Genomic DNA, 13,843 nt, shown 5'->3' on the forward strand with positions numbered 1-13,843 from the left:
TTTATTGGGTACACGAAGTCAGTCTAAAACAAATTTAGATTCTGAATTGTAAGTAGAAAAGGTTTAAATAAAATGAAGTTTTACGAATCTCCCAGATAAAGATCAATCAAACCTTCGGGGGTTACCATGGTAATGGATTTGTCATCCTCATCAATCTCAATGAAATTATCTTCAGAAAAAGGAATCATCACTTCTTGGCCATTTAGTTCCAATACCATAACAATATTACCAGAATAGTCCTGAATGTCTTCGATATGACCAATCACACCTCTTTCTTCGTCGATATAAGTAAATCCAATTAAGGCACTTGCCTCAATATCTTCTTTATCTTCGAAATAATCAGGAGCATCCTTAAAAGGAACATAAATTTCACAACCGATGAATCGTGTTGCTTTTGCCTCGTTCTCCATATCCTCGAGAAGAATACGAACAGTGGCATGGTTTCTTGGGGTTAAACCATTGGGGGTGATAAAAAAAGGAACCAGTCCTCCGTCTATATCGACGAGGACTGATTCCAATTTATATTTTTCGAGAAGATCGCTAGATTTCTTTGCGACAAGTTCACCTTTCACTCCATGAGTTTTGACAAAACTCCCTACAAAAAAACAATCTTCCTTCTTAAACATGCAAATAAATTAAGCTTCAGTAGTTTCTGTTCCTTCTTCTTTTGCAGCTTCTTTAGGAGCATTTTTAGCAGCTTCTGCAGCAGCAATTTCAGCAGCAGCATCTGCAGCTTTCTTTGCAATAGCTTCTGCTCTATCAGTTGAAACTTTAGTTTCAGCTTCTAAACGAGCTTTAGCAGAATCAGTCGCAGCTGTAGAAAGACCATCTTTCTTAGCGTTGATTTTTGCTTCTTTCTCTTTCATCCAAGCTTCGAATTTTACTTCAGCAGCAGCTTCGTCGAAAGATCCTTTTTTAACACCACCTTGTAAGTGCTTCTTCATCATTACACCTTCGTATGATAAAATTGCTCTTGCAGTGTCAGTTGGTTGTGCACCATTGTTTAACCAAGTCAATGCTTTGTCAAAGTCAAGGTTAATGGTAGCTGGGTTAGTATTAGGATTGTAAGATCCAATACGCTCAATGTACTTACCATCACGTGGCGCTCTGCTATCTGCTACCACAATGTGGTAAAATGGTCTACTTTTGCGACCATGTCGGGCTAATCTAATCTTTGTTGCCATAGCTTTTTAAATATAAATAGTTATAAAATTGCTTTTATTAAGCGCGACAAAGATACATGTTTATTTCTGATATGAAATAGCTTTCTCAAATAATTTCAATCACTTATAAAAGAGATAGATTGCTTCAAATAAATGTCATTTAAAAATATTTAACCACAGATTACTCAAATTTTCACAAATTTAATTTCATTGCCCCAAAGCACGTTCCAAACATAAAACTATAAGTACTCATAAATACTTTTAACTCTAAGTACTTAAAAACTCAAAAATCCCTATTTTTGCTTGATATCATAAAAGGTACAAATATGCTGAAGGGTCGTTTTTCTCAATTATCAAATTTCAATCAAATTCTATTAAGTCTAAGCTTAGTCGTGGGAACTAGCTTTATCCTTCTTTTTGTAGGGTCAATATTTTGCTACCTTATCTTCGGTATTAATATCATGACTGATACGAATGCACTTGATATTAATGGAGCGAATCCCAATATCCCTGCTCTTAAATTCTACCAAGCTGTCTATTCTACTGGCATGTTTATTATTCCTCCCTTTATTATTGCCTACCTTCTTTCATCTAAAGTAAGAGAATACCTCAACATTAATAAACACGTTCACTTTTCTACCTATATACAAGCCTTTTTACTTATTCTTGTTTCTCTTCCCCTTATAAATATGATGGGTGAACTCAATTCTCAAATTCATTTCCCAGATTTCCTAAAAGAAGCAGAACAATGGATGAGAGAAAGTGAAGAACATGCGACTTTAATCACGCAGAAATTCTTAAAAATGGATCATTTAGGTGATTTATTAAGCAATCTCCTTCTTATTGCTGTCATCCCTGCTTTGGGCGAAGAACTACTGTTTAGAGGGGTGCTTCAGAAACAACTTTCGAAATGGACCGGCAGCATACATTGGGGTATTTTTATCTCGGCAGCCCTTTTTTCAGCTCTGCATATGCAATTTTTTGGTTTCTTCCCTCGCCTTTTCCTTGGTATGTTATTTGGATATCTTTTGGTCTGGACTGGATCTTTATGGGTACCCATTTTTGCCCATCTTGTAAATAACGGCTTAGCGGTAACAGCCAGCTATTTTATGGGACGAGGACAATTACCTGAAGAAGCTGATCGTATTGGTTCTTCAAGTATGATGTGGGAAACGAGTATTATCTCCCTCATCTTATTTTCAATTTTGACTTACCAATTATTCCGAAATCGAAAAAGGCAGGTTGAGTGTTGAAAGCTCAGCAGACTGAAGCTGTTTTTGTCGGTCCAATTCCGATTTCCTCCAAACATAGACCAATCCGTAACGGCTACATATTTCTCGACGTTCTTCTTCTGGCATATCCTTATAGTAAGATTCAACATCATTCCAGATATCAAGAATGATTTGATCAGCCTCATGGCGCCTCTGAGCTACTTGTTCAGAAAATCGTTGTGTATTATTCTGTAAGGTTTTTTGGTGATTATACGCATCTCTAAACTTATCGCAATTCACGCGTACAAGTGCAATTGAAGGGCTATAAATTGGATTTCCACCTGTTGAAATACGTAAACGCTCTCCCTCAATCAATTTTTGTCCCCATTCAATCAGCTTGACATCCTTAACTAAAGTTGGAATGCTTTGAGAATTTATATTTAAACCATAGAATTCTCTCACTTCAGGCTTTAACTCTTCGCGGGCAATTGTAAAATTTAAAACTTGAATAAAATGTGAAACATAGAGTCTTGCCTTTTTTTGCCTCTCATTATATTCCTTACTTCTTACAGATTGTTCTGCAATAGCCTGATGATGATTCTTAATTGCCAATTCAAAATGAGGCAAAAAATCATGAAGTTTCCTAAGCAAAATAAAAGAAAAGCCCAATTCGGAAGATGATAAAATCTCTCCCATATCTTGTGCTGAACGTAAAGCTCTTATTCGAGCTAAATCGGTATTTGGTAGTCTACGGTAGGGCATCTTCGAGTATCTTTAAGGTTGACTATTACGAAGGTATGAAAAACTTATCAATTCAAAAATCTAATTCGAATTTAGCATAAGTTAATTTTACAAACAGCATTTAAAGCTTTACCAAAGCTGATTCATGTTAAATCAAGGGCAAAAAAAAAGCTGCCCAACAAGGACAGCTTTTAATATATATTTAACTAGTATCTACTAATTATCAGCAACAGCTTCTAATTTAAGAATTCCTTCTTGTGTAGCAGTACCATCATAATATTGATATGACAATTCATAAACTTCGCCAAGAGCAACATCAAAATTAGATTTTATTACCTTAGAAAGTTTATCCAAGATTACAGCTGGATCTTCTTCATCTTTACCAGCTCTAGTATCGAAGTTTCCGTATTTTCCATTACCTACTAATTCATAATCAGCTTTAACTAAAGTATATGTTTCAGTAGCATCCTTTTCAGTTTCAATAAACTTGATAGGAGGAACAAATTCCCAAACTCTGTCTTTAAATGCAACAGTAGCTTTAGCATCAACATTAGTTGGTGTTAGGTACCATCCCATTTCTGTAGTGAAAGTATACTCATCAGCACGCAATTCAGTTACACCGTCAGTATAATATTTGTAAGCGATAATTTTGGTATCACCATCAGCAGCAAATTTATCCATGTTGTTCAAAAGAACCTTCATGTAACGATCTACATCCATAGCTGAATCAAAGTTATCATACTTACCAGGGAATCCGTAATCGTCACCCATTGCATCATAATCTTCAGCTAATAATCTATAGATAGCGTCCTCGATTAGCCAGTTCTCACCATCAAACATATAAAGCTCATGCTTGGTGTTGATATACATACTACCGATTCTGTTAAAATCAAGACTTGCACCTTCTGCAATACATTCGTATCTCACTAGGTTATCTCTAGTAGAACCATCATAAGAAGAATAAGCTACTGTGTAAGTAACTGTATTACCCTCAGAGTCAAGAATAGTAGCTTCAGGAAATTTAGCTTTTAGAGCAAGCATAACAGCTTCCTTCTGACGTGCATAAATCAAATCTTCTAGATCATCTTCAGACATATCCTTGTATTCATCCTTTGCAGCCCACTTACTTGTTCTACCTTCAAAATTACCATATTTAGAATTAGCTCCGTAGTAGAATTCAAGATTCTCATCTGCGTTTACAAGGTGCTTGTTAGCGTCATCAGCTAAAACAGCATCAACTATAACTTTAAAATCCTCTTTACCTAAAGTGAATTTCTGAACAGCTTCTATCGAGATATCTTCAAATTTATAACTTTTACTGGCTGCGCCTTGAGAGATAAATTTCTGAACATCACCTTCTACAGCCTCAGGATATGCAGCAGAAAGAATACCATTGGCATTATCATCTGATTTTACATCAGAGGTAAAATAACCTAAATCAGCAACTACACCACCAAGAGCGGTATATTCAGCAGCAGAAACTTCATGCTTGTTTCTGTAATTAGAAAATGCCTCAGAATGTCCTCGGTAATAATTAAACCAAATGCTATATTCCGTTGCTAATTCACCATACAATTTCTTAGCAGTTAAGATTTGCGCCAAGTGATCGGCAGCAGGACTGTATGCTGAGAAATTCTTGTACTGCGCTACGCCTTCGTCCGAAGATAAAGCGAAATCAGCTTCAGTTAGTTTGTAATTATCTTCGATTAAAGTTTTGTCTTTGAAGAATGTATAATCTGCAGTCTCCTGAGCTTTTTTAGCGTCAATTTCGTCATAAAAATCGTCATTAACGTCGCAGGAAGATAATGCTCCAATTCCCAAGAATGCAAGAACTCCTAATGTTATATTTGTATATTTCATTTTTACAATTTTAGATTTAAAAAAAATTCATCAATCTATAATAAGATTATTAGAATTTAAATTTTAAGCTTGCAGACCAAGTTCTTCCGAAGCCATAAAATACACCAACTGATTTCCAGTCATTATCGTTACCATAAGCATCAGCAATATATTCTGTATCGAATAAATTCATCACCTTACCCGAAGCAATAGCTTTAAAAGGACCTACCTTGAAAGTATATTTGATATTAGCATCCACAACACCATAATCAGGTACTTCCCAACCATCAACACCTTGAATTGCACTTACATTATCAGGCTTAGCAAATAGACGAGCATAGTAGTTATAGTCTGCACCAATTTTTAAATCTTTGGTTAATTTGTAGTTGATACCTAAGGCAGCTGTTGTCTGTGCAGCATCACCAACGTGAACGTCAGAGATATTTGCAGTAGCACGACCTTGATCTGGCGAACCTATAGCAACAATTTCACCCTTTGAGTCGATAGGCTGACCATCACGGTTGAAGAATAATGCTTCAGCATCATCAATCCATTTCCAGTCCCCTAAAGAAACCATACCTGTCATCGTTAAGCTCTCAGTTGGATTGTATTTCAATTCAACCTCGATACCTTGATGTAGAGCATTTACACCTGTCATATTATAACTTCCTAAGTCAGGATTTCTTCTGTCAATAGTGCCAGTCATTCCTTTGTCATTCCACTTAGTATAGTATGCATTGATTTGTGCAAACAAAGTAGAAGTTTTAAAACCGTAACCTAATTCGAATGAATAAATCTTTTCATTTACAGCATCTTCATTAGCAACATTACTAACATCTTTTGCAGTAAATACGTTCGAGAAATAAGGAGCTCTTGAAATCACACCCATATTTACGAATACATTACTTTTCTCATCCAAGTTATAGTTTGCACCACCCTTTACAGAACCACCTAAGAAATTTTGTGCATCTGATGTTACGTTATCGTAATAGAAACGATCTTTTCTCTTGTAGTTGGTATTAGAAACAGTACCTGCAACAAAAGAACTTAAATTACCAGTAGAATATTCCAATTGAGCAAAAGCTCCACTAGAAAATACCATACCATCGTAATCACGACCAATAACATCACCTACTTGTAAATTTTCATCATTTCCAAGAACATCTGAATTCTCTCTGTCTGGATCGATAAAGAATGCACCACCCATTAAGTTCTCGATAGTACGATTATGCTCGCCTACATAGTAACGCAAGTCAATACCAGCAGATAGGTTCAAATTATCATTTAAATCTTTATTTAAAGATGATAACATACCATACCATTGGTGGTTATTGTTAGAGTTAGCAATAATTGACTGAGCACCATTAGGATTAGCAGCATTATCTCTTTGAATAGAACCATAATCACGGTAACCATCTAATGTTCGATCTTCATCATTTGAACCATACATACGACCTCGTTCGTTACCACGAGCTCCCCAACCACCACCAGTGGAAATAGAAGCATAGATTGCTGTCGATAAAACTGTTTTATCATCAATAGTCCAGAAGTGATTCAATGAAATTTGAGGCTTGTGGTAGAAATTATGAGAAACATTCATTTCTGCTCCATTATTATCAAAACCATAAGTCGCATTAAATTTATAACCGTCTTTGTAGTTTTTCCACTCTTCAATTTTACGAGCATCATAACGACTACGTTGATCGTGCGATTGTGGCGCGCCAAAAGCAGTAAAAGATAATTGGTGATTATCGTTGATTTGTTTTGACACATTCAAGAAATAAGAGTAGCCTTCAAATCCAGTTCCTTGGATATAACCATCACCTGTAGTTTTAGAACCAGAGAATGTAATAGCATACCCATTATCCATTAAACCAGTAGAAAGTGTTACAGCAGCTTTTTCATAACCATCGTTACCAACACCAGTGAAAAAAGAACCGCCTTTTTTCATATCGGTAGTTTTGGTCAATATATTAATAGATCCCCCAACAGATGGAGAAGCAATTTTAGAAGCTCCTAAACCACGCTGAGTTTGCATAGAACGAGTTACGTCAGAAAGACCAGCCCAGTTAGACCAATAAATGCCTCCCCACTCCATATCATTAACAGGAATACCGTTAATCATTACCGCAATATTCTCAGAAGAGAAACCACGCATATTGATACGAGAATCACCAAATCCACCACCTTGCTTGGTAGCATAAACACCTGGTGTTGATTTTAAAATTTCTGGAAATTCTTGTGTTCCTAACTTCTCTTCAATTAATTCAGGAGAAATTGTCGAAACTGCCACTGGGGTCTTACGTTGAATAGCTACAGAAGCCATTACACTTATTTCATTAAGACCAACAGCATCCGATTCTAATTCAATTGTACCGAAATCTTGTGTTCCATTCAATGTAAGTTCCTTACTAAGGAATCCTACAAAACTTACAACCAATTTCTCAGTTCCATCAGGTACCTCAAATACAAAGGCTCCATTAAAATTAGTTACAGTTCCGGTTGCTGTACCAGGAATAACAATAGAGGCACCAGGTAAAGTTTCATTGGTACTACCGTCTACAACCACCCCTTTCACAGTGGTTTGAGCAATAGCTGCAACAGACAACATCATAAGTGCTGCCATTGACAAAATACTTCTCATCGCTTTTTTCATAAAATGAATTGTTAGATTAGTAATTATGTGGCGGTTAGTCCACAGAAAAACGTTTCACTCTCATTAAGAGTTATGAATCATAAAAATGGTTGTGACTTCAATTGCTCACACAATTAAAGTCGCTGACAAAAGTCGTTAGTTTAAAAGATATTAACAAAAATTAAGAATTCTATTTTTGCGTATTCATCGCTTTTTTTCGAAGGTTCATCGAAAAAAACAGAATACAATCATCTATTACAGACTTTTAGCTCCGATTTGAAGATGAATATTGGGGATGAAAAATCTCCAAAAAAGGATTTTTAAAATGGGTGAGTGAATATAGTATTTTTTAGCGAAAAAAATGTATCATTTTGATTTAAAGAAGCTAAACTACTAAACCCCTAAAATTGATATATACTGTAAGGCTTTTAAAAGTGGCATTAAAAGCCTTTTTTTTATAGTTTCTAAATATGCCCTAAGTCAAAATAAACTTCACCATTCAAAAAATCATGTTCATCAATTCATAATTCGATAATTTCAATTACCACTCATATTTATAGAACTTCTATCCTACAAAACAATAGAATAAATCACACATTCATGTTAATTCACTCTTAAGATATTAAACAGAAAACGTTTCCTTAAAATATAATTTGACAGAATTAGTGTATTCAAAAAAATAAACTGTACTTTTGCAGCCGCATTGAAAGCTACGCAATCTATTATAAAACAATGATTTTAATTAGTTTATCGATTGCTAAAAGTGCTCAATATTGATTACAGAAATAACCTGGAAGCATTCAGATTATTAACATTTTGCAATTAGTATTAAACATCATCATGGAGATAAGTTGTGATAAAGATCTGAAATTTGTGATTATCTCCTTAGTTAAGCCAATATGAACATGAGAAAACTAAGAAACATTGCCATTATCGCCCACGTAGACCATGGGAAGACAACATTGGTTGATAAAATGATAATGCACAGCGACATTTTCAGAAAGAATGAAACTCCTGGTGAGTTAATTCTTGACAGCAACGATTTGGAGCGTGAAAGAGGTATCACTATTCTATCGAAAAACGTTTCTTTAGAATACAAAGGTGTTAAGATTAATATTATCGACACTCCTGGTCACTCCGATTTTGGTGGTGAAGTAGAGCGTGTATTGAACATGGCTGATGGTGTACTACTTTTAGTAGATGCGTTTGAAGGAACTATGCCTCAAACTCGTTTCGTATTACAAAAAGCATTAAACTTAGGTCTTAAGCCTGTTGTTGTTGTAAATAAGGTTGACAAACCTAACTGTCGTCCTGAAGAAGTTCAAGAGCAAGTATTCGACTTAATGTTTAACCTTGAAGCAACTGAAGATCAACTTGACTTCCCAACCATTTATGGTTCGGCAAAACAAGGTTGGATGTCTACAGACTGGCAAAAACCAACAACTGATATTACTGCTATTCTTGATGCGGTTATCGAATTTATTCCTGAGCCAAAAACTATCTTAGGTACACCTCAGATGTTGATTACATCTCTTGACTTTTCAGCTTACGTTGGTCGTATTGCTGTAGGTCGTCTTCACCGTGGTGAGCTACGTGAAGGTATGAATGTAACTCTTGTTAAGCCTGACGGTAGCATTAAAAAACAAAAAATTAAAGAACTTCACGTATTTACTGGTCTTGGTAAAGAGAGAGTACAATCAGTCGCTTCTGGCGAGCTTTGTGCTTTAGTAGGTATCGATGGTTTTGATATTGGAGATTCAATTTGTGATGTAGAGAATCCTGAGCCTTTAGCGCCAATTGCTATTGATGAACCAACAATGAGTATGTTATTTACCATTAACAACTCACCTTTTTACGGACAAGATGGTAAATATGTAACTTCTCGTCACCTAATTGACAGATTGACTAAAGAGTTGGAAAAAAACCTTGCTCTTAGAGTTGAACCTACAGATTCTGCTGATTCATATATCGTATTCGGACGTGGTGTACTTCACTTGTCTGTATTAATTGAGACTATGCGTCGTGAGGGTTACGAAATTCAGGTTGGGCAGCCACAAGTAATCATCAAGAAAATTGATGGCGAAAAATGTGAACCAATCGAGATTTTATATATCGACCTTCCGGAAGATGTTTCAGGAAAAGCGATTGAGATTGTAACTCAACGTAAAGGTGAAATGTTGACTATGGAACGTAAAAATGAGCGTATCCACCTTGAGTTTCAGATTCCATCACGTGGAATTATTGGTTTGAGAAATCAAATGTTAACTGCAACTGCTGGTGAAGCTGTAATCTCTCACCGTTTCTTAGAATATATGCCACATAAAGGTGTTATTCCTGGACGTATTAATGGTTCATTAATCGCTATGGAAACAGGATTGACTTTTGCTTATGCTTTAAATAAATTACAGGATAGAGGAACTTTCTTTGTTGCTCCTACAACTGAAATTTATGAAGGACAAGTAATTGGTGAGAATAACCGTGCTGGTGACTTAGTTATAAACGTTACTAAAACTAAGAAACTAACCAACATGAGAACTTCAGGTACTGATGAAAAGGTGAGATTATCTCCTCCAATCATTCACTCTCTTGAAGAAGCTTTAGAATACATTCAGCACGATGAGTATGTTGAGGTGACTCCAAACAATATCCGTTTGAGAAAAATCCACCTTAAGGAAACTGATCGTAAAAGATCTGGAAAAGCTTAATTAGATTTTAAGTTTAGATATAAAAAGAGCCTTTGAGAAATCAAAGGCTCTTTTCCGTTTATATGGGCTAGACTATTTTTAAACTAATAATCAATCTATTTCTTCACTAACTTACGAGCAACTCGCTTGCCATCTTTCGTATCAAAATTAATCAGATACATCCCCTTTGCTAAATGGCTTAGGTTAATCGTTTTCTTAGGTATTTTGATATCAATAAGCGTTTTACCTGTTAAGCTAATCACTCGCACACGAGTCACATTTTCTTGATTTGAGAGGTTTACAATATCTCTTACAGGATTGGGATAAAAGCTCGGATCTTTCTTCGTGATATCATCCAATTGATCTGAAGGCGTGTTTAAAGAAAATTGCCAGTTTGTATAGCTATTATCGCAAAAAAGAGAACACGAAGTGATATCTGCTTTCACAAAGGAGGCCGATGTTAAAAGCAGAGCAAGTAATAAGATTAGATATTTTTTTACGAGTAAAAGTCTCAGCATATGTTTCTTTTTTGAATACAATTCAAACTGCCCAACAAAATTGCTAGTGTATTAGATATCATTTGCAAGATAATAATTTAAAGCTGAGCATTCCCATAATTGCAGCTATTTCATATCTATTATTATTCAATCCACGCCCATAACTTGTTGGTAAATAGGATTATTAAATTAAAAAGTTTTAAATTTAGCAGACTCTTTTTGACGAAAAATTTAATTCAATCCTAGCATGAATGAATATAAAAGTCTCAGTATAAAAAATTGGGCTTTAGAAGATCGTCCTCGCGAGAAGATGATGTATAAAGGTTCTAAGAGCCTCTCCAGCGCCGAACTCCTCGCTATTATTATTGGTAGTGGTAATCGTAATCAATCTGCCGTAGAAGTGGCTAAAATGCTCCTGGCCGAGAATAATAACGATCTAAATGAACTCGCTAAAAAAACGATTCGTGATTTAATGAAAACACCCGGAATTGGTTCGGCTAAAGCCATTAGTATTATTGCAGCACTAGAATTAGGAAGTCGCCAGCAGTCATTCCCTTCCAAACAAAAACTGAAAATTACCAGTAGCATGGATGCCTATGAAAGACTACAAGCCTATGTAGAGAACCTAAGCCATGAAGAATTCTGGGTCATATATCTCAATCGAGGAAATAAAATTCTCGAAATTAAGAATGTCTCTTCAGGCGGCATCACAGGAACTGTTTTCGATATGAGACTCGTTTTTAAAGATGCAATCCTATTAGAATCTACCAATATCATCTTATGTCATAACCATCCATCTGGTAATCTAACACCCTCCGAAGCAGACAAAGATTTGACCTATAAAACCAAAGAAGCAGGAAAATTAATGAGTATTGAGGTACTCGATCATCTTATTATTGCCGATAAAGGCTATTACAGCTTTGCAGATGAAGGACTTCTGTAATAAATGATTAACCGATTAGTAATTATCGATTAAAAATTACTCATTATTAATCATTAAAAGCGATAATACAAGCCAACTGTTAATGACACCGAAGAGATTTTATCAAAGCCCAAGTATCTATACTTCTGAAGATCTGTCAATTCAACATTTTCAGCAGGACGAGGTTTTATCTTCTTTTTCTCAAGTTTCTCTTCAAAATTTGGAATATAAGTCATTTTCAAATTCACATCTACAGCCAGTTTCTTACTCAGGTTATACATGAAACCTACATTGGGTATCAAGCCAATTTTATTAGTCGAAACTGTGTACTCTGATTTTATTGGTGTGAAGGTATTCGTAGGAATTGATTCGATGTGATTTCTATAAAGGAAGTAACCAAAACCAAGAGAAGCATAGGGCCTAAAATCTAAATCGTAAGCCTTTATAAAATAGGTTGCCGTAAAGATAATTGGAATGACCTGGTAGTTGACCGTATTTTTTCGTCGACTATCACCAGCCCAAAATTCATCATTCTGTCCAAAATTCATATAGCCTACAGAAAGTCCAACTGCTAACTTTTGATTCAAGAGCATCTTAGCGTTTAAACTCAAATCTGTTCCAAGTTGACTTTCATCTGCAAAATCACCCAATGGTTTCACAACTCCTCCATTTAAACCTACAATAAATCGCTCGTCTTTATTATAATATTGGGCAGATAGTGAAGATGTAAAAAGTAATCCAAGAAATACAAACAGTAGAGTTCTCATAGCTTTTAAGATAAAACCTGTCAAACTTAATAGGAGGGATAAAAATCAACCTGACAGGTTAAAAGACCTGTCAGGTTATATAATAGAGATTACTCAATCACTTTTAGTTCTTTACCTACTTTGATGAAAGCAGCTAAAGCTTTATCAAGATGCTCTTTAGTGTGAGCAGCCGATAGTTGAATTCTAATACGAGCTGCATCTTTAGGAACAACTGGGAAATAGAATCCAATTACATAAATACCTTCTTCAAGCAATTTAGCAGCAAACTGCTGAGATAAAACTGCATCGTAAAGCATTAATGCATTAATTGCAGATTCAGAAGGCTTCACATCGAAACCTGCTTCACGCAATGCTGTGCTGAAATATTTTGCATTCCACATAACCTTATCTCTCAACTCAGTTGACTCACTTAGCATATCGAAAACTGCGATAGAAGCACCAACAATTGCTGGAGATAATGAGTTAGAGAATAAATATGGACGAGAACGCTGACGTAACATGTCAATCACTTCTTTTTTACCTGTTGTGAATCCACCTAAACCACCACCAAGTGCTTTACCTAAAGTGCTTGTAATGATATCAACACGACCCATACAGTTGTGATGCTCGTGAGTTCCGCGACCCGTTTTTCCAATAAATCCTGAAGAGTGAGAATCATCAACCATTACTAAAGCATTATACTTATCAGCAAGATCACAAATCTCATTAAGTTTAGCGATATCGCCATCCATAGAGAAAACACCATCAGTAACGATGATTCTGAAACGCTGAGCTTGAGAAACCTTCAATTGAGCTTCCAAATCAGCCATATCAGCATGCTTATAACGGTAACGAGCCGCCTTACACAAACGTACCCCATCGATAATTGAAGCGTGGTTCAATTCATCAGAAATAATTGCATCCTCTTTAGAGAATAATGGTTCGAAAACCCCGCCATTAGCATCAAATGCAGCAGCGTAAAGAATAGTATCTTCAGTACCAAAAAACTTGGCAACCTTAGCTTCCAATTCTTTATGAATATCAGTTGTTCCACAAATGAAACGAACCGAAGACATACCATAACCATGAGTATCTAAAGCTTTCTTAGATCCTTCGATCACTTTTGGATGAGATGACAATCCCAAATAGTTGTTGGCACAAAAATTTAATACCTCATCACCAGATGATACTTTAATTTCAGCACCTTGTGGAGAAGTAATGATTCTCTCATTTTTATACAAGCCCGATTCTTTAATAGATTCGATCTCACCAGCCAAATAGTCTTTGAATTTTCCGTACATAAGTATTTGTTGTATAGATTGAAATAACAAACCCGAAACTTATCGGGCATGGATTGAAACTAAGTATAAGAATTCTCAATCCGGATCAAAATTACAATAAAAAA

General features: G+C 35.6%; 11 protein-coding genes. 3 read left to right on the plus strand and 8 right to left on the minus strand.

What is annotated here, in order from left to right:
* Positions 1–80: 80 nt before the first annotated feature.
* Together rimM and ACXR6G_RS04695 are read right to left on the minus strand one after the other, a co-directional pair.
* On the minus strand, positions 81–626 hold the full coding sequence (rimM, locus tag ACXR6G_RS04690) for a ribosome maturation factor RimM (protein ID WP_458360241.1): 546 nt from the start codon (positions 624–626) through the stop codon (positions 81–83).
* 9 nt (positions 627–635) lie between these two features.
* Complete coding sequence (locus ACXR6G_RS04695; protein ID WP_458360242.1) at positions 636–1,184, minus strand: 30S ribosomal protein S16; 549 nt, start codon at positions 1,182–1,184, stop codon at positions 636–638.
* 305 nt (positions 1,185–1,489) lie between these two features.
* Here ACXR6G_RS04695 and ACXR6G_RS04700 point away from each other — a divergent pair, with 305 nt between their 5' ends.
* Complete coding sequence (locus ACXR6G_RS04700) at positions 1,490–2,416, plus strand: CPBP family intramembrane glutamic endopeptidase (RefSeq protein ID WP_458360243.1); 927 nt, start codon at positions 1,490–1,492, stop codon at positions 2,414–2,416.
* Here the strand turns inward: ACXR6G_RS04700 and ACXR6G_RS04705 are convergent.
* The 3 genes from ACXR6G_RS04705 to ACXR6G_RS04715 all read right to left on the minus strand — a co-directional run bounded on the left by ACXR6G_RS04705 (position 2,381) and on the right by ACXR6G_RS04715 (position 7,610).
* The gene (locus tag ACXR6G_RS04705) at positions 2,381–3,136 is read right to left on the minus strand and encodes a hypothetical protein (protein WP_458360244.1); all 756 of its coding nucleotides are present in this window, start codon (positions 3,134–3,136) and stop codon (positions 2,381–2,383) included. The two genes, ACXR6G_RS04700 and ACXR6G_RS04705, sit on opposite strands and share 36 nt — an antisense overlap.
* Before the next feature lie 195 nt (positions 3,137–3,331).
* Complete coding sequence (locus tag ACXR6G_RS04710; RefSeq protein WP_458360245.1) at positions 3,332–4,975, minus strand: hypothetical protein; 1,644 nt, start codon at positions 4,973–4,975, stop codon at positions 3,332–3,334.
* A gap of 49 nt (positions 4,976–5,024) precedes the next feature.
* Positions 5,025–7,610 carry a TonB-dependent receptor gene (locus ACXR6G_RS04715; RefSeq protein WP_458360246.1) on the minus strand — a complete coding sequence of 862 codons (2,586 nt, stop codon included), beginning with the start codon at positions 7,608–7,610 and terminating at the stop codon, positions 5,025–5,027.
* An 884-nt stretch (positions 7,611–8,494) separates the two neighbouring features.
* On the opposite strand from ACXR6G_RS04715, the gene typA reads away from it, so the two are divergent.
* Entirely contained in the window at positions 8,495–10,294 is a 1,800-nt protein-coding gene (typA, locus tag ACXR6G_RS04720; protein ID WP_458360247.1) for a translational GTPase TypA, read from the plus strand.
* Between the two features lie 95 nt (positions 10,295–10,389).
* Here the strand turns inward: typA and ACXR6G_RS04725 are convergent, their stop codons facing one another.
* Positions 10,390–10,791, minus strand: a complete 402-nt coding sequence (locus ACXR6G_RS04725) for a T9SS type A sorting domain-containing protein (RefSeq protein WP_458360248.1) — start codon at positions 10,789–10,791, stop codon at positions 10,390–10,392.
* 226 nt (positions 10,792–11,017) lie between these two features.
* On the opposite strand from ACXR6G_RS04725, the gene radC reads away from it, so the two are divergent.
* Positions 11,018–11,713, plus strand: coding sequence for a RadC family protein (radC, locus tag ACXR6G_RS04730; RefSeq protein ID WP_458360249.1), 696 nt, complete (start codon positions 11,018–11,020; stop codon positions 11,711–11,713).
* Positions 11,714–11,766: 53 nt separating this feature from the next.
* On the opposite strand, the gene ACXR6G_RS04735 is transcribed toward radC, so the two are convergent.
* Together ACXR6G_RS04735 and kbl are read right to left on the minus strand one after the other, a co-directional pair.
* On the minus strand, positions 11,767–12,459 hold the full coding sequence (locus ACXR6G_RS04735; protein WP_458360250.1) for a hypothetical protein: 693 nt from the start codon (positions 12,457–12,459) through the stop codon (positions 11,767–11,769).
* An 89-nt stretch (positions 12,460–12,548) separates the two neighbouring features.
* Positions 12,549–13,739, minus strand: a complete 1,191-nt coding sequence (kbl, locus tag ACXR6G_RS04740; RefSeq protein WP_458360251.1) for a glycine C-acetyltransferase — start codon at positions 13,737–13,739, stop codon at positions 12,549–12,551.
* Between the last annotated feature and the right edge of the window lie 104 nt (positions 13,740–13,843).

Source organism: Ancylomarina sp. YFZ004 (assembly GCF_054254355.1).